Origin of the sequence: Sphingomonas kyungheensis, assembly GCF_037120395.1 — a bacterium.
Taxonomy (GTDB): Bacteria; Pseudomonadota; Alphaproteobacteria; order Sphingomonadales; family Sphingomonadaceae; genus Sphingomonas; species Sphingomonas kyungheensis.
In genome coordinates this window covers 139,956-161,391 of the sequence record NZ_JBBBDM010000002.1, presented here as the reverse complement: position 1 = coordinate 161,391, position 21,436 = coordinate 139,956, and the positions used below count along the sequence as shown (strand labels likewise).

Annotated in this window: 14 protein-coding genes; 8 read left to right on the top strand and 6 right to left on the bottom strand. The window is 68.1% G+C overall.

Translation table 11 applies throughout. The features are described from left to right. Positions 1 to 66 precede the first annotated feature (66 nt). On the top strand, positions 67 to 561 hold the full coding sequence (msrB, locus tag V8201_RS04710; protein WP_336544608.1) for a peptide-methionine (R)-S-oxide reductase MsrB: 495 nt from the start codon (positions 67 to 69) through the stop codon (positions 559 to 561). Between the two features lie 418 nt (positions 562 to 979). Here the strand turns inward: msrB and V8201_RS04705 are convergent, their stop codons facing one another. Next, entirely contained in the window at positions 980 to 1,471 is a 492-nt protein-coding gene (locus tag V8201_RS04705; RefSeq protein WP_051583447.1) for a CHAP domain-containing protein, read from the bottom strand. Between the two features lie 559 nt (positions 1,472 to 2,030). Between V8201_RS04705 and V8201_RS04700 the strand changes: the two genes are divergently transcribed. Next, positions 2,031 to 3,173: an acyl-CoA dehydrogenase family protein gene (locus V8201_RS04700; RefSeq protein WP_037534490.1), complete on the top strand. Its 1,143-nt coding sequence runs from the start codon at positions 2,031 to 2,033 to the stop codon at positions 3,171 to 3,173. A 117-nt stretch (positions 3,174 to 3,290) separates the two neighbouring features. Beyond that, entirely contained in the window at positions 3,291 to 4,082 is a 792-nt protein-coding gene (locus tag V8201_RS04695) for an SDR family oxidoreductase (protein WP_336544607.1), read from the top strand. Positions 4,083 to 4,302: 220 nt separating this feature from the next. Here V8201_RS04695 and V8201_RS04690 read toward each other — a convergent pair whose 3' ends face one another. Then, complete coding sequence (locus V8201_RS04690) at positions 4,303 to 6,561, bottom strand: NADP-dependent malic enzyme (RefSeq protein ID WP_037534492.1); 2,259 nt, start codon at positions 6,559 to 6,561, stop codon at positions 4,303 to 4,305. 374 nt (positions 6,562 to 6,935) lie between these two features. On the opposite strand from V8201_RS04690, the gene V8201_RS04685 reads away from it, so the two are divergent. From V8201_RS04685 to V8201_RS04675, 3 genes are read left to right on the top strand one after another with little or no spacing between them, the layout of a single operon-like run. Beyond that, positions 6,936 to 7,112 carry a type II toxin-antitoxin system RelE/ParE family toxin gene (locus V8201_RS04685; RefSeq protein WP_235199735.1) on the top strand — a complete coding sequence of 59 codons (177 nt, stop codon included), beginning with the start codon at positions 6,936 to 6,938 and terminating at the stop codon, positions 7,110 to 7,112. A 28-nt stretch (positions 7,113 to 7,140) separates the two neighbouring features. Continuing rightward, on the top strand, positions 7,141 to 9,717 hold the full coding sequence (gene mutS / locus V8201_RS04680; protein ID WP_336544907.1) for a DNA mismatch repair protein MutS: 2,577 nt from the start codon (positions 7,141 to 7,143) through the stop codon (positions 9,715 to 9,717). Positions 9,718 to 9,772: 55 nt separating this feature from the next. Further along, complete coding sequence (locus V8201_RS04675) at positions 9,773 to 12,517, top strand: [protein-PII] uridylyltransferase (RefSeq protein WP_037534494.1); 2,745 nt, start codon at positions 9,773 to 9,775, stop codon at positions 12,515 to 12,517. A 76-nt stretch (positions 12,518 to 12,593) separates the two neighbouring features. On the opposite strand, the gene V8201_RS04670 is transcribed toward V8201_RS04675, so the two are convergent. The 4 genes from V8201_RS04670 to V8201_RS04655 form a co-directional block, all read right to left on the bottom strand. Beyond that, positions 12,594 to 15,428: a TonB-dependent receptor gene (locus V8201_RS04670; protein WP_271300838.1), complete on the bottom strand. Its 2,835-nt coding sequence runs from the start codon at positions 15,426 to 15,428 to the stop codon at positions 12,594 to 12,596. Positions 15,429 to 15,633: 205 nt separating this feature from the next. After that, a complete protein-coding gene (gene infC, locus V8201_RS04665) occupies positions 15,634 to 16,167 on the bottom strand; it encodes a translation initiation factor IF-3 (protein ID WP_037534495.1) in 534 nt (177 codons plus the stop codon). Between the two features lie 274 nt (positions 16,168 to 16,441). After that, entirely contained in the window at positions 16,442 to 18,433 is a 1,992-nt protein-coding gene (thrS, locus tag V8201_RS04660; protein ID WP_336544606.1) for a threonine--tRNA ligase, read from the bottom strand. Positions 18,434 to 18,613: 180 nt separating this feature from the next. Continuing rightward, entirely contained in the window at positions 18,614 to 19,429 is an 816-nt protein-coding gene (locus V8201_RS04655) for an LD-carboxypeptidase (RefSeq protein ID WP_037534497.1), read from the bottom strand. Positions 19,430 to 19,495: 66 nt separating this feature from the next. Between V8201_RS04655 and V8201_RS04650 the strand changes: the two genes are divergently transcribed. Further along, positions 19,496 to 20,938, top strand: coding sequence for a Mur ligase family protein (locus V8201_RS04650; protein ID WP_336544605.1), 1,443 nt, complete (start codon positions 19,496 to 19,498; stop codon positions 20,936 to 20,938). Between the two features lie 21 nt (positions 20,939 to 20,959). Beyond that, positions 20,960 to 21,196, top strand: coding sequence for a DUF6356 family protein (locus V8201_RS04645; protein ID WP_037534498.1), 237 nt, complete (start codon positions 20,960 to 20,962; stop codon positions 21,194 to 21,196). The last annotated feature ends 240 nt before the right edge of the window (positions 21,197 to 21,436 follow it).

Below are 21,436 nucleotides of genomic sequence, written 5' to 3'. Positions count from 1 at the left end.
GGTACGCCAGCGTACCGACGCGGCGCGGGGGATGCGGCGACGGCGGCGGCGCCTTACATAGCGGACATGGCTCACGATCCTTCTCGCCGTTCGTTATTGTCGCTGGCTGCCGCAGGCGTCGCCGGCGTCGCTCTCTGGGGCTGCCGCAGCGCGCCCGCCGCCGCCGCCGAGCGTTTCCCGGTGCAGATGAGCGATGCGGCGTGGCGCAAGAAGCTCGGCGATCAGGCCTGGGCGGTGCTGCGTCACGAGAGCACCGAACGACCGTTCACCAGCCCGCTCAACGACGAGCATCGCGCCGGCACCTTCCTGTGCAAGGGCTGTGCTTTGCCGCTGTTCGCCTCGCGCACGAAGTTCGACAGCGGCACGGGCTGGCCGAGCTTCTACGCGCCGCTGCCGCAGGCGGTGGCGACACGCACTGATTCATCGCTGATGATGCAGCGCGTCGAGGTGCATTGCCGCCAGTGCGGCGGCCATCTCGGCCACGTCTTCGACGACGGGCCGAAGCCGACGGGCAAGCGCTATTGCATGAACGGCGTCGCGATGACCTTCCGCCCGGCGTAACCGGGAGCTTCCGGAGGGCGCTGTTTCGTCCGGCGCTGCAGTCTCGGCGCGGAGTGCGGCCCGCTCGCTAACTCACGCCCGTTCGTGGCGTATCGCTGCCCTTCATCGCACCCCCTCCGCGCCTCCGCGCCTCCGCGCCTCCGCGCCTCCGCGTGAATCAAAGATTCGCGCTAGGCGCACCGATCGAGGGATTCACGCGAAGGCGCGATGCCGCGAAGGTGAAGAGGGTTCACGCGGAGGCGCGGAGAAGTGGATTGGGGGGCGCGCGCGCTTCGGTTTGGCGTCGGCGGCGGATGAATGGGACGGTCCCGCGCCATGGCGTGCCGCCCGTGCCCATGGATCCCGACCTGCGCCGGGATGACGAACAAGAAAGTCTTGGCGGTCGGTTTGTCGGGCTGCCGCCCGCGAGGCTCCCGACTTATTCGCCGGCGACGGGGACCACCGGCACGGTGGCGGCGGTGGCGATGATGGTGGTGTCGGTATCCGCGTCGGTCGCGGTCGCGGCGGGGGCGTGGCCCGAGTAGATGAAGCCGCTGGTGGGGTAGCTCGACGTGCCGAGATCGCCGTTGGGGCCGTACCAGACCTTGACTTCGCTCCAGTCGCCGGCGGCGGAGACGTCGATCGCGCGGACGTTGCGCTCGATGCCGCCGGGGCGCGACCAATTGGCGTGGGTGAGCAGCACTTCCCGATCGCTGACCACCTGCGAGACCATCGCGACATGGCCGACGCGCATCCGCCGCGTCGCCTGGAAGGCGAGCACCGCGCCGACCTTCGGCGCATGGCCACGCTCGTAGCGGCCGGCGGCCTGGCCCCACCAGGTGTTGGCGTTGCCGTGCAGATCGATGCCCGAGATCTCGCGAGCATAAGGCGCGCACTGCCAGAATTGCGCGAATGCCGGCGTCGTCGTCATCAAGGCACAGGAAAACACCAGCGCAAAACGCGCCGCCAACGTCTTTACAGTCACTTGCTGACCCCCCGGTCAAAACCCGTTCGTCGAGGATGTCGCTAGCCGCCCGATTCCTTTTCTCCAATGGTCGGAGGAACCATAAGAGACGAACGGTGTTGCGGCGCCGACGAGACGACGGGATGCGTCCGGAGCCTTGTCTCTTTCTGGCCGATGAACGGCGCAAGAATGTGGAATCGGGTGGGTTTCCTGTCATTCCCATGACGATGCGATGATCGTCCGCGCGCCGCCCCTCGCCGTCGGGCTCGACCGATCGCCTCTACCGCCCCGTCATCGCAGCCACGCGCGGAAACCGGACCGTGCGGCGGGACGAATGGCGGCAGGTACGGGCCCTATTGCCGCGGCCGGTCGACGCCCCAACACGTCCGGGATGGCGGAAGGCTTTTTCCGCAGCCGTTCCAGTATGGCCCCACCCAAGAGCATCCGCCTGTTTTTCGAAGTTCGGGTTTGCAGGCGCGGGCGCATCGCATTACCTCTCTGCCAATTAAATGGCAGTGGAAGCGACATGGCTCTCGACCCTGAAACCTTCGATGCGCTGATCGACACCGTGCGGCGGTTCGTCGCCGAACGGCTCCGCCCGCTCGAGGCGGAGGTCGAGGCGGCCGACGCGATCCCCGACGCGGTCGTCGCCGAGATGCGCGAGATGGGATTATTCGGCCTGTCGATCGCCGAGGATCATGGCGGGCTCGGGCTCGACATGGTCGAGGAATGCCGTGTCGCGATCGAGATGGGGCGGACGACGCCGGCCTTCCGATCCGCCTTCGGCACCAATGTCGGCATCGGCAGCCAGGGGCTGGTGATGGCCGGCACGCCCGAACAGAAGGCGCACTGGCTGCCGCGGATCGCGAGCGGCGCGGTGATAACCAGCTTCGCGCTGACCGAGCCCGACGTCGGCAGCGATTCGGGCAGCGTCAAGACGCGCGCGGTGCGCGACGGCGATGTCTACCGGCTGACCGGCACCAAACGCTATATCACCAATGCCGATCGCGCCGACCTGTTCACGGTGATGGCGCGCACCGGCGAGGCGGGCGCGCGCGGCGTTTCCGCCTTCCTCGTGCCGCGCGACCTGCCGGGCGTCTCGGTCGGCGAGCCCGAGAAGAAGATGGGGCAGAAGGGCGCCAAGGTCGCCGACGTCCATTTCGACGACGTGCCAGTCCCCGCCGCCAACCGGCTCGGGGCGGAGGGCGAAGGCTTCAAAATCGCGATGCGCGTGCTCGATCGCGGCCGGCTGCACATCGGCGCGGTCTGCGTCGGCGTCGCCGAGCGGCTGATCGCCGACAGCGTCGGCTATGCCACCGGCCGCAGCCAGTTCGGCCAGCCGATCGCGCAGCACCAGCTCATCCAGGGGATGATCGCGGACATGAAGACCGAGGCGCTGGCAGCGCGCGCTCTGGTGCTGGAGACCGCCGCGGCGAAGGATCGCGGCGACGATGTCGTGCTCGAATCGGCGGCGGCGAAATATTTCGCCAGCGAGATGGTCGGCCGCGTCGCCGACAAGGCGGTGCAGATCTATGGCGGCGCCGGCTATATCGCGGATTACGGCATCGAGCGGCTGTATCGCGATGTCCGGCTGTTCCGCATCTACGAAGGCACCAGCCAGATCCAGCAGGTGATCATCGCACGCGAGACGATCAAGCGCGGCGGATGAGGTTCACTCCATCCCCTTCCCCGTCATCGCCACCTGCGCGGGGATGATATCGGGGGTGGCGCAGCCGGCAATCGCGACGGTCACGGCCAAGCCGGACCCGTATCAGGAGAGAGACACATGGACATCAGCACGCTGTTCCGGCTCGACGGCCGGATCGCCCTCGTCACCGGCGGCAGCCGCGGCATCGGCAAGATGATCGCCGCGGGCTTCGTCGCGCAGGGGGCGACCGTCTACATCTCGTCGCGCAAGGCGGATGCCTGCGAGGCGGTGGCGGCGGAGCTGGGGCCGAACTGCATCGCGCTGCCGCAGGACGTCAGCACCGTCGCCGGCTGCCAGGCGCTCGCCGCGCAACTGGCGGAGCGCGAGGAACGGCTCGACATCCTCGTCAACAATGCCGGCGCGGCCTGGGGCGTGCCGTTCGAGGATTTCCCCGAGGCGGGCTGGGACAAGGTGATGGACCTCAACGTCAAATCGCCCTTCTTCCTGACCCAGGCGCTGCACGGCCTGCTCAAGGCGGCGGGATCGCGCGCCCGTCCCGCCAAGGTGATCAACATCACCTCGATCGACGGCCTGCGGCTCAATCCGTGGGAGACGTACAGCTATCACGCCTCCAAGGCGGCGCTGATCTTCCTCACCAAGCGGATTGCGGCGCGGCTGGTGCGTGACGGTATCCACGTCACCTCGATCGCGCCCGGCGCCTTCCCGAGCGACATGAACAAGGCGGCGCGCGATCATGGCGATGCGATCGCGCGCGGCATTCCCGCAGGCCGGATCGGCGTCGACGAGGATATGGCGGGGACGGCGATCTATCTCGCCAGCCGCGCGGGCGACTATGTCGTCGGCGAGACGATCGCCGTCGACGGTGGCTTGGTCCATGCCGCGCTCGGAACGAGCATCGACGCGGGGTAATGACGGCGGCGCCCGCCGACAAAGCGGGCGCTGGGCGTCTCCGAGGCGGGGGTGCCATATGCGCCCGCCGCGTGTGGAAGCCCGTGCTTCGACAGTCTCAGCACGGACGGAGATCAGGCGTACGCTTCCCCGGCCGTGAGCCCTGCGCCCATCGTAGGACGGGCTCCACACGCGCCGCCCGCGTGTGAAGCCCTCGACGGGACGCGCCCGCCGCCCCCGATCAGCGGGCGATGCCGCCTGCGGCGAGCACCGCCAGCGTCACCAATTCGCTCGCGGTCGAGGTCATCGGCGCGATCTGCACCGGCTTTTCCATGCCGACCAGCATCGGCCCGATGACGCTGTCGCCACCCAGCTCGCGGAGCAGCTTGGCGGAGATATGCGCCGATTGCAGGCCCGGCATGATCAGGATGTTGGCCGGGCCGGACAGGCGCGCGAACGGATAATTGGCGAGCTGGCGCGGGTTGAGCGCGACGTCGGGCGGCATCTCGCCTTCATATTCGAAGCCGACGTTGCGCCCGTCGAGCACCGCCACCGCCTCGCGGATATTGTCGACCCAGGCACCCTTGGGGTTGCCGAAGGTCGAATAGCTCAGCATCGCGACGCGCGGTTCGTGGCCCATGCGGCGCGCGACCTGCGCGGTCTGTTCGGCGAAATCGGCGAGCTGCTCGCCGGTCGGCCGTTCGTTGACGGTGGTGTCGGCGATGAACACGGTGTGGCTCTGGCCGACCAGCACGTGGATGCCGAAGGGGGTGCGCCCCGCCTCGGGATCGATCACGCGCTTCACCTGGCGCATCGATTCCGCCCAGGTGCGGGTGATGCCGGTGATCATCACGTCGGCCTCGCCGAGCTGGAGCAGCGCCGCGCCGAAGACGTTGCGATCCTGGTTGATCATCCGCTCGACATCGCGGCGCAGATAGCCGCGGCGCTGGAGGCGGCCGTAGACGAAGTCGACCATCTTCGGGACGAGCGGCGAATGGCGGCTGTTGTGGACCTCATATTCCTGCGGATTGGCGACGCCCAGCGCCTTCAACCGGTCATAGACGTCATCGCGGCCGACCAGCACCGGCGTGCCATAGCCGCCTTCCTTGAACGAGATGGCGGCGCGCAGCACCACCTCTTCCTCGCCCTCGGCGAACAGCACGCGCTTCGGCCGCGCCCGTGCGCCCTCATAGGCGAGGCTGAGCACCGAGGTGGTCGGGTTGAGCCGCGCGCGCAGCGTCTGGCGATAGGCCTCCATGTCGAGGATCGGCTTGAGCGCCACGCCCGAATCCATCGCCGCCTTGGCGACCGCCGACGGCACCAGCTCCATCAGCCGGGGGTCGAACGGCGACGGGATGATATATTCGGGGCCGAAGCTATGCTGCACGCCATAAGCGACCGCCACCTCCTCCGGCACGCGGCGGCGGGCGAGTTCGGCGATCGCATTGGCGGCGGCGATCTTCATCGCATCGTTGATGCCCGTCGCGCGCACGTCGAGCGCGCCGCGGAAGATGAACGGGAAGCAGATGACGTTGTTGACCTGATTGGGATAGTCCGAGCGGCCGGTGGCGACGATCGCGTCGGGCCGCGCCGCCTTGGCGATCTCGGGGCGGATTTCCGGCTCGGGATTGGCCATCGCGAAGATGATCGGCGACGGCGCCATATGCGCGACCATCTCCGGCTTGAGCGCGCCCGCAGCCGACAGGCCGAGGAACACGTCCGCCCCCTCCAGCGCCTCGGTCAGCGTGCGCTTGTCGGTGTTGGCGGCATGCGCCGACTGCCATTGATTGACGCCGTCGCGACCCTGATAGATCACCCCGGTCTTGTCGCACATGATGACATTGTCGTGGCGCACGCCCATCGCCTTCATCAGCTCGGTGCAGGCGATCGCCGCCGCACCGGCGCCGTTGACGACGAGCTTGACGTCCTGGAGCTTGCGCCCGGTGAGCAGGCACGCATTGATCAGCCCCGCCGAGGCGATGATCGCGGTGCCGTGCTGGTCGTCATGGAAGACCGGGATGTTCATCCGCTCGCGCAGCGTCTGCTCGATGATGAAACATTCGGGTGCCTTGATATCCTCGAGGTTGATGCCGCCGAAGGTCGGCTCCATCAGCTCGACCGCGTCGATGAAGCGGTTGACGTCCTCGGTCTTCAACTCGATGTCGATCGAGTCGACGTCGGCGAAGCGTTTGAACAGCACCGCCTTGCCCTCCATCACCGGTTTGGAGGCGAGCGCGCCGAGATTGCCCATGCCGAGGATCGCGGTGCCGTTCGAGATTACCGCGACGAGATTGCCCTTGGCGGTGTAATCATAGGCCGCGGCGGGATCGTCGGCGATCGCCTGCACCGGCACCGCGACGCCGGGCGAATAAGCGAGCGCGAGGTCGCGTTGCGTCGCCATCGGCTTGGATGCGATGATCTCGATCTTGCCGGGACGCCCCTCCGAATGGAACAGCAGCGCCTCGCGCTCGGAGTATTGGACGGACGCTTCGTCGGACATGGGACCTCGCTGACGGGCTGACGCTACGGCTCTTGACGGGTTCGGGCCGGGCTTTCAACCCGCAGCGTCAGGGGTTATGCTGCCGGCATGACGCCCGATGCTCAAATACCCCCCCGCTATCCGCGGCCAGCGACGCGGGATGACGTCGCCCGGGCGAAGGCGGGCTATGAGTCCGGCTATGGTGTCGATCATGTCATCGTCAGTGAGTGGCTGCGGACCTGGGGGCAGCCGGGGTTCAAGGACTTCCCCCTTTGGCTTGCCGAACAGAATGAATAGAGGCGATGGCGAATGTCGTCTGGCGTCCCGGAGCCGTCGACGATATCCGGGAAATAGCCCGCTACGTCCATCGATTTGACCCCGTCGCGGCGTAGGACGTGGCAGCCAGATTGCTCGATCTAGGCAACAGCCTCGCCATCTTTCCGCGGCGCGGCCGGCCCAAGGACGGCATTCGCGAGATGACGTCTGTTCCTCCCTACATTCTCCGCTATTCGGTCGCGGACGAGACCGTGTTCATCCTCTCCGTCCGCCACGGCGCCCGTCTTCTGGATTGACCTTACCCTGATGACCACCCCTACCCCGATGATGGCGCAATATCTCGGCCTCAAGGCCGAGGCGGAGGATTGCCTGCTCTTCTATCGCATGGGCGATTTCTTCGAATTGTTCTTCGACGATGCGCGCATCGCGAGCCGCGTGCTCGATATCGCCCTCACCGCGCGCGGCGAGCATGACGGCGAGAAGATCCCGATGTGCGGCGTGCCGGTCCATGCCGCCACCGCCTATCTGCAACGCCTGATCAAGGCGGGTCACCGCGTCGCGATCGCCGAACAGACCGAGACGCCGGCCGAGGCCAAGGCGCGCGGCGGCTACAAAGCCTTGGTCGCGCGCGGTATCGTCCGCGTCGTCACCGCCGGCACGCTGACCGAGGAGGCGCTGCTTGACGCCCGCAGCGACAATTGGTGCGTCGCGATCGGCGAGGCGGCCGGCGCGGTGGCGCTTGCCGCCGCCGACGTCTCGACCGGCCGGTTCGAGGTGATCGACTGTTCCGCCGACGCGCTCGGGGCAGAGCTTGCGCGGCTCGGCGCGGCGGAGGTGATCGCGTCCGACGCCGGCGAGCAGCCCGGCGCGACGACGCTGCGCCCGCGCCATACGTTCGACAGCGGCGAGGGCGAGGCGCGACTCAAGGCGCTGTTCGGCGTCGCGACGCTCGACGGGTTCGGCCAGTTCAGCCGCGCCGGCCTCGCCGCGGCGGGCGGACTGATCGCCTATCTCGACCACACCGCCAAGGGCGCCCTTCCCTTCCTGCGGCCGCCGCGGCTCACCGCCGCCGCGGAGACGATGGCGATCGACGCGGCGACGCGCGACAGCCTCGAACTCACCTGCACCACCGGCGGCCAGCGCAAGGGCAGCCTGCTCGACTGTATCGACCGTACGGTGACCGGCGCCGGCGCACGGCTGCTGGCGAGCGACCTCGGCGCGCCGCTGATGGACAGGACGGCGATCGATGCGCGGCTCGACCTCGTCCAATATTTTCACGATGCGCCGGCCCAGCGCGAGGCGGTGCGCGCGGCGTTGCGCGCGCTTCCCGATATCGGCCGTGCGCTCGGGCGGCTGGCGGCGCGGCGGGGCAGCCCGCGCGATCTCGGCCAGCTCCGCGACGGGCTCGACGGCGCCTGGCATCTCGGCGAGCGGCTCGCCGCGATCGATACGCCGCTCGCGCTGCTCGACCGGATCGCGCCACGGCTGCGCGGCCATGGCGCGCTCGTCGACCTGCTGCGCCGGGCGCTGGTGCCCGCGCCGCCGATCGAGGCGGGCGACGGCGGCTATATCGCCGCGGGCTATGACGATGCGCTCGACGAATTGCGCGACACCGGCGCCGGCGGCCGGCGCGCGATCGCCGCGCTCGAGGCGGAGATGAAAAGCGCGACCGGGATCGCTACGCTCAAGGTCCGCCACAACAACGTGCTCGGCTATCATGTCGAGGTGCCAGCGCGCGCCGCCGATCCGCTGATGCAGCCGGACAGCGGCTTCACCCACCGCCAGACGCTGGCGGGCGTCGTCCGCTTCAACACGCCGGCGCTGCACGAGGTCGCCGCGCGCGTCTCGCAGGCCGGCGCGCATGCCCTCGCCGCCGAGGCCGCGCATCTCGAGGAATTGATCGGCACCGCGCTCGCCAGCCGCGAGGCGATCGCCGCCACCGCCGATGCGCTGGCGCGGATCGACGTCGCCGCGGCGCTCGCCGAACGCGCCGCCGAGGGGCAGTGGGCGCGGCCGGCGCTTGCCGAACACGCCTGTTTCGATATCGTCGGCGGCCGGCATCCGGTGGTCGAGGCGGCGGTGGCCAGGTCGGGCGACCGGTTCGTCGCCAACGACTGTACGCTCACCCCGGATTCGCGCCTGTGGCTGGTCACCGGCCCGAACATGGGCGGCAAGTCGACCTTCCTGCGCCAGAATGCGCTGATCGCGGTGCTTGCGCAGGCGGGCAGCTACGTCCCCGCGACGCGGGCGACGCTCGGGCTGGTCGATCGGCTGTTCAGCCGCGTCGGCGCCTCGGACAATCTCGCCCGCGGCCGTTCGACCTTCATGGTCGAGATGGTCGAGACCGCGGCGATCCTCGCGCAGGCGACGCCCAACAGCTTCGTCATCCTCGATGAGGTCGGCCGCGGCACCAGCACCTACGACGGCCTCGCGATCGCCTGGGCGGTGGTCGAGGCGATCCACGAGGACAATCGCTGCCGCTGCCTGTTCGCCACCCATTATCACGAGCTGACGCGGCTGGCCGAACGCTGCGACGCGCTGACGCTGCATCACGTCCGCGCGCGCGAGTGGAAGGGGGAGCTGGTGCTGCTGCACGAACTCGCCACCGGGCCGGCGGACCGCAGCTACGGCCTCGCCGTCGCGCGGCTGGCGGGCATGCCGCCGGCAACGGTGGCGCGGGCAAAGGCGGTGCTGGCCAAGCTCGAGGCGGGGCGCGCCAAGACCGGCGGCCTCGCCGCGGGACTCGACGACCTGCCGCTGTTCGCCGCCGCCGCCCAGGTCGAGGAGGCGACGTGCGACGCGATCCGCGCCGAGGTGGAAGCGCTCGATATCGACGCGCTGACCCCGCGCGAGGCGCTCGACACGCTCTACCGGCTGAAGGCGCTGGCGCGCGAGGGATAGCCGGGGCGCGAAACGGCATGTCCCCTTAACCTGCACGCCGCTATAGCCGACCGTCATGCACTTCCGTTTCGACCACCTCCCCAACCGTCGCGCCATCGTCAACCGCCGGGCGCTGGAAGAGCGGATCGCGGCGATCGCGGCCGACGGCATCGCGCTGCGCCTGCAGGCGACCGCGATCCTCAAGGAGGCGCTCGCCGAGGGACGCGCCGAGATCCAGCGGCGGCTGGCGGTGCATCCGTCGCGCGGGCTCGAGGCCTCGAACGCGCAGGCCTATCTCACCGACCAGCTGCTGCGCCTGTTGTTCGACCTCGCGACGCAGCGGCTGCACCCGATCCACAATCCGACCGCGGGCGAGCGGCTGACGCTGATTGCGGTCGGCGGCTATGGGCGGGCGGAGATGGCGCCCTATTCGGATGTCGACATCGGCTTCCTCACCCCCGGCAAGCAGACGCCCTGGGCGGAGCAGGTCATCGAATCGATGCTCTATGCCTTGTGGGACCTTGCGCTCAAGATCGGCCATTCGAGCCGCTCGCTCGACGAGATGGTGCGGCAGGCCAAGGGCGACGTGACGATCCGGACCGCCTTGCTCGAGGCGCGCTACGTCACCGGCGACGTGACATTGTATGACGAGGCTGCGCGCCGCTTCAAGACCGAGGTGCAGCATGGCACCGAGCGCGAGTTCATCGCCGACAAGCTCGCCGAGCGCGATGCCCGCCACCGCAAGATGGGCGACACCCGCTATGTCGTCGAACCCAACGTCAAGGAGGGCAAGGGCGGCCTGCGCGACCTCCACACCCTGTTCTGGATCGGCAAATATATCCACGACGTGCAGCGCGGCGCCGATCTGGTCGAGGTCGGCTTGCTGACCAAGGAGGAATATCGGCTCTTCCACCGCGCCGACAATTTCCTCCAGGCGGTACGCTGCCATCTGCACAGCGTCACCCGCCGCGCCGAGGACCGGCTGACCTTCGACGTCCAGCGCGAGATCGCGACGCGAATGCGCTTCTCCGACCGCCCCGGCAAATCGGCGGTCGAGCGATTCATGCAATATTACTTCCTCCAGGCGAAGACGGTCGGCAACCTCACCGGCGTCTTCCTTGCGCATCTCGACGAGCGGTTCGCGGCGCGCGGGCGGCGGTTCGGCCTGCCGACGATCCGGCGGCGGCCCGACCGCCTGCACGGCTTCGTGCTCGATCGCGGCCGGCTGGCGTTGCCCCGCGACGATTTCTTCAGCGAGGACCCGGTCCGGCTGATCGAGATCTTCCAGCTCGCCGACCTCCACGGCGTCGAGATCCACCCGCTGGCGATGCGCGCCGCGGCGCGCGACGCCAAGCTGATCGCCCGCCATCGTCGCGACCGGCGCGCCAACAGCCTGTTCCTCGACGTGCTGACCTCGCCGCGCGATCCCGAGCTGGTGCTGCGCTGGATGAACGAGGCGGGCGTGTTCGGCCGCTTCGTGCCCGATTTCGGCCGCGTCGTCGCGCAGATGCAGTTCGACATGTACCACCATTACACCGTCGACGAGCACACCATCCGCGCGATCGGTCTGCTCGCGCGGATCGACAAGGGCGAGTGCAAGGTCGAACACCCCCTCGCCTCGGCGATCATCCGCCATATCGTCTCGCGGCGCGTGCTCTATGTCGCGGTGCTGCTCCACGATATCGCCAAGGGCCGCGACGGCGATCATTCGATCCTCGGCGCGGAGGTGGCGGAGAAGCTCTGCCCGCGCTTCGGCCTCACCGCCGCCGAAACGGAGACGGTGGCGTGGCTGGTCCGCTGGCACCTGCTGATGTCGGCGACCGCGTTCAAGCGCGACCTGTCCGACTTCAAGACGATCCTCGACTTTTGCGCGGTCGTGCAGAGCCCGGAGCGGCTGCGGCTGCTGCTGGTCCTCACCATCGTCGATATCCGCGCGGTTGGCCCCGGCACCTGGAACGGCTGGAAGCGCCAGTTGCTCGCCGACCTCTACGAGGGCGCGGAGGAGGTGCTGCGCCTCGGTCACAAGCAGCGCGGCCGCGCCGAACGCATCGCGACGCGGCAGGAGACGCTGCAGGCGACGCTCGGCTGGGAGCCGGCGCGGTTCGACGCCTTCGTCCGCCGTTTCCCCGAAGCCTATTGGATCGCCGAACCCGACGACGTGCTCGCGCATAACGCACGCTTCATCGACGCCGCGGGCGCCGCGCAGCTCTCGATCGACGCGCAGGTCTATGCGACGCGCGGCGCGACGCTGGTGACCATCTATGCCGCCGACCATCCCGGCCTGTTCTACCGCATCGCCGGCGCGATCCACGTCGCCGGCGGCAATATCATCGACGCGCGCATCCACACGACGCGCGACGGCATGGCGATCGACAATTTCCTCGTCCAGGACCCGTTCGGCCGGCCGTTCGACGACAGCGCGCAGCTCCGGCGGCTCAAGATGGCGATCGAGGATGCGCTCGCCAATCGCGGCAAGCTGACCGACCGGCTGGTCGCCAAGCCCGCGCCGCGCACCCGCGCCGATGCCTTCGACATCGAACCCAACGTCCTGATCGACAATCACGCCTCCAACCGCTTCACGGTGATCGAGGTCAATGCGCGCGACCGGCCGGCCCTGCTCAACCAGCTCGCCCAGGCGCTGTTCCAGTCGAAGGTGACGCTGCACTCGGCGCATGTCGCCACTTATGGCGAGCGCGCGGTCGACACCTTCTACGTGACCGACCTGACCGGTGACCGCATCACCGCCTCGGCCCGGCTCAAGACGCTCGAGCGCCGGCTGCGGACCGCGGCGGCGGGCGACATGGTCGAGATGGCCGCCTGACACAAAGCGGCCGGCGCGCATCGCTGCGGCCGGCCGGAGTGTCGTTGCCTGATGAAAGAGTGTGTCGGCGCGCGGATCAGAACCGCGCGCGGATCGTCGCGCCATAGGTGCGCGGCTCGGCGAGATATTGCGAGAAGAGCTGGCGGCCGCCGGGATATTGCGGATCCTGGAATGCCGCGTTGGCGGCGCCCTCCTGGAACGGCGAGTTGAAGGCGACCTGCGCATAGGTGACGTTGGTCAGATTCTGCCCCCAGAATTCGAGGCTGATCCGCTCGTCGGGCAGGCGCAGGCCGATGCGCGCGTTGACGATCGCATAGCCGTCCTGCGCCTTTTGCGGAAACAGGTCGGAGCCGGTGTTATAGTCGCCGGTCATGCGCGTATCGACGTAGAAGAGCGCCGAATAGCCGCCGCCGAGCTGCGGCGTCCACGACGCCGACGAGGTCGCGACGATGTCCGCCGAGTTGGACACCGTCCGCCCTGGCAGCAGCCGCAGCGCCTGATCGAGCGGCGCCCCCGCCGCGGAGCCGACGAGCTGGTCGCGATATTTGGTGTCGGTGACGGTCAGGCCGAGGCTGACGCGCACGTCGCGTGCCGGCACCAGCGCCGCCTCCAGCTCAACGCCCTTGGCGCGGACGCCATAGCTGACATCGCCCGACGGGCAGACGCCGGTGGTCGTTGCGGCGGCATTGTAATTGCTCGCGGCGGTGAACTTGCTCTGATCGCGATCGCCGCCGTTGAGGCTCGACGAACAGCCGTTGATGTTCTGCACCAGGAAGACGGTACCGTTGAAGGTGTTGAGCTGGAAGTTGCTGAAGTCCTGGATGAACGCCGCCGCCGACAGCGTGAACGGCCCGGTGCCGTATTTGGCGCCGACCTCGAAGGCATTGACCGTCTCGGGCGCGAATTGCAGCGAATTGGCGAGCGCCTGCGCGCCGCCGAGCTGCGCGAAGCTGAAGACCGGCTGTTTGAGCGCCGACCGGTCGAGGTTGAAGCCGCCCGCCTTATAGCCGCGCGAATAGCTGCCGTAGAGCAGCAGATGGTCGATCGGCTTCCACGACAGGATCGCCGTGCCGGTGACGCGATCCTCCTTGCGGCGGCTGTTGATCGACACGCCGTTGAGCTCGGCGGTGTTGTTGCCCTGGCAGGACAGGCCGATGATCCCCGCCGCGGTGGCCGCGAGCCCGGCATTGGCGAGGAAGGGCGCGAGCGCACGCTGGTTGGTGACGCAGCCGACATTGTCGTTGGTGAAGGTCGCGTCGAAGCGCTTGCGTTCGTTGGTGTAGCGCGCGCCCAGCGTCAGATCGACCGTGTTGGTGACGTGGAAGATATTGTGCGTGAAGATCGCCCAGTTGCGGCTGTTCTGATTGTAGACGTCGCGGGTCGAGCCCTTGTCGTTGATCGCATCGAGCGTATCGATCGCGCCGACGATCGTCGCCCCCGCCGCCCCGAAGGGCGAGGCGACGCCGGGCACCCGGCCGGCGAGTACCGCGCGGCCGGTGTTGCTGAGGCAACCGGTGTTGCCCGGCGCGTAAAAGGGCGCGAGCGCGCTGCCCGAGACGAGCCGGCAGGTCGCGAACCGGCCATATTGCGTGCCGAAGCGCAGGTTATCGAGCACGCGCAGGTCTTCGTTGGCGAAGAAGCCGCCGACCAGCCAGTCGAGCTTGTCCGCGAACAGCGAGCCGTTGAGGCGCAGCTCCTGCGTGAAGGTGCGGAAGCGCCGGGCCGAATTGCCGTCGGCGGCGCGATAGAGGATGTCGACGCGGCTATAGTCGGTGTCCGATCCCTGGTCCGAATCATAGTCACGATAGGCGGTGATCGAGGTCAGCTTGGTGCGTCCGAAGGTCCAGTCGAGCTGGCCCGACACGCCCCAGTCCCTGGTGATGCCGGCGAAGCTGCGACCCGGGCTGGTCGACACGTCGCGGCTGTAGCCCGGGTTGGTGACGAGGTTGAGCGGCTGGCCGAGATCGCGGATGACGTTGACAATATTGTTGCCGTTGCCGCCCGCCGCGAGGCCGGCGTTGACCGAGGCGACGGGGTTGTTGAGGTTGCCGACCGCCTCGTTGACCGACCGGTCGACATAGGTCGCCGCGCAGCATTTCTCGTCGCGATGCGTGTAATCGCCGATCAGGCGGAAGCGGATCGCGTCGGTCGGCTCGAACAGCAACTGGCCGCGGACGAAATAGCGGTTGCGATCGTTGACGTCGGTGTTGTTCGTATAGTCGCGGTAGAAGCCGTCGCGCTTGACGTAGACGCCGTCGACCCGTGCCGCGATCGTCTGGCTGAGCGGCACGTTGAGATTGCCGGCGAAGCGGTAGAAATTGTAATTGCCGTAGGTCGCCTCACCGCCGCCGCTGACCCCCTGAAACGACGGCGCCTTGCTGATGATGCTGATCACGCCCGCCGAGGCGTTGCGGCCGCCGAGCGTGCCCTGCGGACCGCGCAGCACCTCGACCCGGTCGATCTCGCCGAGTTCGGTGAGGCCGATACCCGAGCGCGACCGATAGACGCCGTCGATGAACACCGCGACCGAGCTTTCGAGGCCGGGATTGTCGCCGACCGTGCCGATGCCGCGGATGCGCGCCGAGCCGTTCGATTCGGAGCCGGTCGACGAGACGAGCAGCGACGGCGCGAGCTGGTTGAGCTGGCGGATGTCGCTCGCGCCGGAGTTCTGCAGCGTTTCGGCGGTGATCGCCGACACCGCGACCGGCACGTCGGCGAGCGCCTGGACGCGGCCCTGGGCGGTGACGACGATGTCGGCGGCGGGCGCCTCGTCCTGCGTCACCGATGCCGCGGCGGTCGTCGAGGTCGTCTGCGTCGCCGGGCTCGACGGTTCGGGCGAGTTGTTTTGCGCGGCGGCCGGCGAAGCGAGCGCGATCGTGGCGGCCGACAGCAGATACGCAGTAAGGCGCATGGTCATCCTCTCCCTGTACCGATCTCGTTTTCGAATATCGGGTTTCTTCGGAAGCTAGGATCGCCTAGGCGTGAGCGTCTACAAGTTTATAGACGTCGCCAGCATTTTCGAACCGAGTGTCGCTTATACGCAACACCGGGCCCGTCGCCGGACCCGGTGTTCGAAAATGCATGACGCTACGGCAGGCCGCAATGGCTGCCAGAATTCACTTGGGCGCGAGCACCATCAGCATCTGCCGGCCTTCCATGCGCGGATAAGCCTCGACCTTGGCGACCTCGGCGACCTGTTCGGCGACGCGCTGGAGCACCGCCATGCCGAGCTGACCGTGGCTGAGCTCGCGACCGCGGAAGCGCATCGTCACCTTGACCTTGTCGCCTTCCTCGATGAATTCGACGACCTTCTTCATCTTGGTGTCGTAATCGTGGTCGTCGATGTTCGGACGCATCTTGATCTCCTTGATCTCCTGCGTCTTCTGCGACTTGCGGGCGAGATTCGCCTTTTTCTGCGCCTCGTACTTGAACTTGCCGACGTCGAGGAACTTGGCGACGGGCGGATCGGCGTTGGGCGACACCTCGACCAGATCGAGGCCGAGTTCCTGCGCCTGCGCCATCGCCTCGCGCGTGTACATCACGCCAAGATTCTCGCCCTCATGGTCGATCACGCGGACCTTGGGGCTGACGATCCACTCGTTGAAACGAGGGCCATTCATCGGCGGCGCCTGATTTGGTCGGCGCATCATGGGAGGACGTATGGGTATAGCTCCTGTGGTGGTTTGGATTAGATATAGGCTTTCCGGATCGCTTTCGGAAGATGTCTATGCACGATGATGTACCGGTAACGGCCGAACGCCTTGGCCTGTGGACCTGGGACCCGGACACACCGTTCCCACTGACCGATGCCGAATGCGCACAACTCTGTCGTGGCCACCCGATCCGATGGCCCGGCACTGCGGAGGATGTCCTGCGATTACCGGGCCGATACGAACTACTCGACGGCTGGCTGGTGACCCGGCGTTAGCGCAGATCGGGCGGGGTCGCCTCCTCGCGCAGCATAGCGACCGCTTCCTCGATGGTCACGATCTGCTGCGCCTGGCTGCCGAGCCGGCGGACGGCGAGCTTGCCTTCCTCCGCCTCGCGCTTGCCGACGACGAGCAGCACCGGCACCTTGGCGACCGAATGTTCGCGCACCTTGTAGTTGATCTTCTCGTTGCGCAGATCGGTCTCGACGCGAAGCCCCGCCTTGCGCAGCGTTGCCGCGACCTCCTCGGCATAGCCATCCGCCTCGGAGACGATCGTCGCGACCACCGCCTGCACCGGCGACAGCCACAGCGGGAAGCGGCCGGCATGATGTTCGATCAGAATGCCGATGAAGCGTTCGAACGTGCCGAGGATCGCGCGGTGAAGCATGATCGGGCGATGGCGATTGCCGTCCTCGCCGACGTAGCTCGCGTCGAGTCGCTCGGGCAGCACCGTGTCGGTCTGGATGGTGCCGACCTGCCAGGTCCGGCCGATCGCATCGGTCAGGTGGAATTCGAGCTTGGGCGCATAGAAGGCGCCCTCGCCCGGCAGCTCTTCCCAGCCATAGTCGGCGGTGTCGCGGCCAGTCGCGGCGACCGCGTCGCGCAGCGACTGTTCGGACCAGTCCCACATCGCTTCCGAGCCGAACCGCTTCTCCGGGCGCAGCGCGAGCTTGATCGCATAGCGCTCGAAGCCGAGGTGCTTGTAGACCGAGTCGAGCAGCTCGCAGAATTTGCGCACCTCATCGACCAGCTGATCCTCGCGGACGAAGATATGCGCGTCGTCCTGGGTGAACTGGCGCACGCGCATGATGCCGTGCAGCGCGCCATGCGCCTCGTTCCGGTGGCAGCAGCCGAATTCGGCCATGCGGATCGGCAGGTCGCGATAGCTCTTGATCCCCTGTTTGAAGATCAGCACGTGCGCCGGGCAGTTCATCGGCTTGAGCGCCATCAGATCGCCCTCGCCCGACAGCACCGCCCCCTCGTCGGCGGTGTTCGGCACCTCGTCGGGGACGACGAACATGTTCTCGCGATATTTGCCCCAGTGGCCGGACTGTTCCCATTGCTTGGCGTCCATCAGCTGCGGCGTCTTGACCTCGGCATAATCGGCGGCGTCGAGGCGGCGGCGCATATAGGCTTCGAGCTGGCGCCACAGGATGAAGCCCTTGGGATGCCAGAACACCGACCCCTGCGCCTCGGGCTGGAGGTGGAACAGGTCCATCTCCTGCCCGATCTTGCGGTGATCGCGCTTCGCCGCCTCCTCCAGCATGAAGAGATGCTGGTCGAGCTGCTTCTTGTTGAGCCAGCCGGTGCCGTAGATGCGGCTGAGCATCGCATTCTTCTGGTCGCCGCGCCAATAGGCACCCGACACGCGCGTCAGCTTGAAGGCGTTGGGATCGAGCTTGCCGGTCGAGACCATGTGCGGGCCGCGGCACATGTCGAGCCATTCGCCCTGGCGATAGATCGTCAGTTCCTCATTGTCGGGCAGTTCGGCGGCCCATTCGGCCTTGAAGGTCTCACCCTGCTTCGTCCAGGTCTCGATCAGCTGCTCGCGCGTCCACACCTCGCGGGTGAACGGCTCGTCGCGGGCGATGATGCGGCGCATCTCGGCCTCGATCGCGGGCAGGTCCTCGTCGGTGAAGGGGCGATCCTTCGGCGCGAAGTCGTAATAGAAACCGTCGTCGGTCGCCGGACCGAAGGTGATCTGCGTGCCGGGGAAGAGGTGCTGCACCGCCTCCGCCATCACGTGCGCGAGATCGTGGCGGACGATTTCGAGCGCATCGGCCTCGTCCTTCGCGGTGACCAGCGCGAGGTTGGTGTCGCCCTCGAACGGCCGGTTGAGATCGCGCACCTGCCCGTCGATCCGCGCGGCGATCGCCGCCTTGGCGAGGCCGGGGCCGATCGCGGCGGCGACGTCCGCGGGGGTAGTCCCGGGCGCAACCTCGCGGACGGAACCGTCGGGCAGCGTGATACGGAACATGGCAGACATGATGAACTTTCAACTGGGGTGAGGCGCCCGCGAATAAAGCGCCGCGGGGTATATAGGCAAGCTCTGGTGCAAATCCCCTCCGCCACCCATCGGTGGCGGAGGGCCCCTCATCAGACGGCCCGCCTGTGGAAGCCCCCCGCCACCAGCTGCGCTGGTCCCCCTCCCCGTGCCGGGGAGGATTCAGGCGATGCCGAACGGCACGACCCGATTGGCTTGCGTGTGGCCGATCTCCGCCCGCCCGAGATAGGGCACGCCGAGGTCGCCGCACCAGCGGCGGATCATGAATTCGAGGCTATCGCCCCATTCGGGCTCGTTGGGCTGCACCGCGGTCACCGCGCCCAGCCGGACGCCGGCGATGCCCTTGAGCTGCGTCGCATGCCCCATGTGGAACAGCAGCCGGTCAATGTTGTACATCGGCTCCGACACTTCCTCGATCAGCAGGACGTGGTCGGTGAGGTCGGGCAGATAGGGCGTGCCGATCAGCGCGCCGAGGATCGACAGGTTGAACGCCGCCGCCGGCCGGCCGTCGAGCCCTGGCTCCAGCCCCGCCCGGTCGCCGCGCGCCAGCCAGCCGAGCGAGCGGGCGATCGTCGCATCGCCGTCCTTGCGGCGGATGTCGCTCGCCATCGGGCCGTGCACCGGCCGGCCGATCCGCCGCGCATAGAGCGCGCCGAGCAGGAAGCCGATGTCCGAATAGCCGAGATAGCTCTTGTGCCGCGCCGCCGGGCCGAGCTGCGGCAGCACCAGCGGCAGGATGCGGTTCGAGCCATAGCCGCCGCGCAGGCACCAGATCGCGTCGAAGCCGGGATCGTTGGCGAATTCGAGGAAGGCGGAGGCCCGGCGCGCGTCGTCGCCGGCGAAATGGCCCGCCACCTCCCAGCATTGCGGGTGGATGACGAGATCGACCTCGGGATAGGCGAGCGCGGCGAAGGCGATGAACGGCGCCTCGGCATCCTTGTTGCCGACGCTCGCCGGTGCCACCACCCCAATTCGCATGCCGTCCGTCGCTCCGCCGCATCGCAGAGCCTTGCCCCTGCCAGACCGGGTCGATAGCGCAGCGTCATGGCGCACGGCAATCTTTCCCCCTCCCCGCTCGGCGGCCCGGTGACCGGCAAACGCTTCTTCCTCGTGGGGATCGGCGGATCGGGGATGATGCCGCTGGCGACGATCCTGGCGGGGCGCGGCGCGATCGTCGCCGGCTCCGATCGCGGGCTCGATCAGGGGCGCGTGCCCGCCAAGTTCGACGCATTGCGCGCGCGCGGCATCGCGCTCTTCCCGCAGGACGGCAGCGGCGTCGTCGCGCCCGACCAGATCGTCGTCGCCTCCGCCGCGGTCGAGGAGACGGTCGCCGATATGGTCGCGGCAAGCCGGCTCGGCTGCGCGCGCGCGACCCGCGCCGAGTTGCTCAGCACGCTGTTCAACCAGAGCGCGCTGCCGATCGGCGTCGCCGGCACCAGCGGCAAGTCGACCGTCACCGGCATGATCGGCTGGATCCTGCATCAGGCCGGGCGCGACCCGACGGTGATGAACGGCGCGGTGATGAAGAATTTCGCCGCGCCCGACGCGCCCTTCGCCAGCGCGCTGATCGGCGACGGCGACGCCTTCGTCAGCGAGGTCGACGAGAGCGACGGGTCGATCGCGCATTATGCGCCTCGCATCGCCGTGCTCAACAACGTCAGCCTCGACCATAAGGGGCTCGACGAGCTGCGCGGCCTGTTCGGCGCGTTCATCGCCAAGGCGGAGACGGCGATCGTCAACCTCGACAATGACGAGGCGGCGGCGCTCACCACGACGCTGCCGCCGGCGCAGGTGGCGACCTTCGGCATCGATCGCGACGCCGATTTCGCCGCGCGCGCGCTGGTCGAGGCGCCGTTCGGCATCGGCTTCGATCTGATCGCGGCCGGGAATGCGCCGATAAAGGTGCGGTTGCAGGTGCCCGGCCGGCACAATGTCGCCAATGCGCTCGCCGCGATCGCCGCCGCGGTCGCCGCAGGCGTGCCGCTCGATCGCGCCGCCGTGGCGATCGGCGGCTTCACCGGGCTGCGCCGCCGCTTCGACCTGGTCGGCGAGGCGGCGGGAGTCGCGGTGATCGACGATTTCGGCCACAACCCGGACAAGATCGCCGCGACGCTCGACACGCTCCACGCCTTTCCCGGCCGACTGCTGCTGCTGTTCCAGCCGCACGGTTATGGCCCGCTCAAGGTGATGCGCCACGAACTGGCGGCGATGTTCGCCGAGCGGCTCGCGCCCGACGATCGGCTGGTGCTGCCCGATCCGGTCTATCAGGGCGGCACCGTCGCGCGTGAGGTGACCAGCGCCGACCTCGTCGCCGACATCCGCGCTGGCGGACGCGATGCGGTGCATATCGCCGATCGCGCCGCGGCGGCGGCGGCGCTCGTCGCGGCGGCGCGGCCCAGCGACCGGATCGTCGTGATGGGCGCGCGCGACGACACGCTGAGCCTGCTCGCCGCGGAGATGCTGGAGTCGCTGCGGCGACGCGGCTAGAGTGATACGCAGGAGGTAGTCATGAAGCTCTTCACCCAGCATCCGGCCTCGGTCGGCGAAAGCTATGGCGAGCATTTCGGCGTCGCGACGCGGTTCGGCCTGCGGATGATCGGCGGCGGCCTTGCCGCTTTGGTCCATGGCGTGCTGCCCTTCGCCTTCCAGACCACCGGCAGCCGCACCATCGCCGCGCTCCACGCCGAGATGGTCGCCAAGCGCGCCGACACGGCGCAGGTCAACACGGTGGAATTCGTGATCTGAACAGGTGACGACCGGCCGGTGCATCGAGGGCGTTCCGGCATTCGTGGTTCGACGGGAGTAGAGGGGCGGCAGCGCGATAGGCGAGGATTGGCGGAAGACTCCGCCTTATTGCACCCAGTACTCGCGCGAAGGCGGGAGCCCAGTTTCTTCTTTTGAGCAGCCGATGTTCTGCTTGGCCACTGGATTCCCGCCTTCGCGGGAATACTGGTGTTTGCGGCAAGGGGACCGACCTCCGCCGCA

Excerpts from the sequence above, each read along its gene's own strand:
- V8201_RS04670 (WP_271300838.1), bottom strand. The coding sequence starts at position 15,428 with ATGCGCCTTACTGCGTATCTGCTGTCGGCCGCCACGATCGCGCTCGCT.
- msrB (WP_336544608.1), top strand. The coding sequence starts at position 67 with ATGGCTCACGATCCTTCTCGCCGTTCGTTATTGTCGCTGGCTGCCGCA.
- mutS (WP_336544907.1), top strand. The coding sequence starts at position 7,141 with ATGATGGCGCAATATCTCGGCCTCAAGGCCGAGGCGGAGGATTGCCTG.
- V8201_RS04695 (WP_336544607.1), top strand. The coding sequence starts at position 3,291 with ATGGACATCAGCACGCTGTTCCGGCTCGACGGCCGGATCGCCCTCGTC.
- infC (WP_037534495.1), bottom strand. The coding sequence starts at position 16,167 with ATGATGCGCCGACCAAATCAGGCGCCGCCGATGAATGGCCCTCGTTTC.
- thrS (WP_336544606.1), bottom strand. The coding sequence starts at position 18,433 with ATGTCTGCCATGTTCCGTATCACGCTGCCCGACGGTTCCGTCCGCGAG.
- V8201_RS04675 (WP_037534494.1), top strand. The coding sequence starts at position 9,773 with ATGCACTTCCGTTTCGACCACCTCCCCAACCGTCGCGCCATCGTCAAC.
- V8201_RS04655 (WP_037534497.1), bottom strand. The coding sequence starts at position 19,429 with ATGCGAATTGGGGTGGTGGCACCGGCGAGCGTCGGCAACAAGGATGCC.
- V8201_RS04700 (WP_037534490.1), top strand. The coding sequence starts at position 2,031 with ATGGCTCTCGACCCTGAAACCTTCGATGCGCTGATCGACACCGTGCGG.
- V8201_RS04650 (WP_336544605.1), top strand. The coding sequence starts at position 19,496 with ATGGCGCACGGCAATCTTTCCCCCTCCCCGCTCGGCGGCCCGGTGACC.
- V8201_RS04645 (WP_037534498.1), top strand. The coding sequence starts at position 20,960 with ATGAAGCTCTTCACCCAGCATCCGGCCTCGGTCGGCGAAAGCTATGGC.
- V8201_RS04690 (WP_037534492.1), bottom strand. The coding sequence starts at position 6,561 with ATGTCCGACGAAGCGTCCGTCCAATACTCCGAGCGCGAGGCGCTGCTG.
- V8201_RS04705 (WP_051583447.1), bottom strand. The coding sequence starts at position 1,471 with ATGACGACGACGCCGGCATTCGCGCAATTCTGGCAGTGCGCGCCTTAT.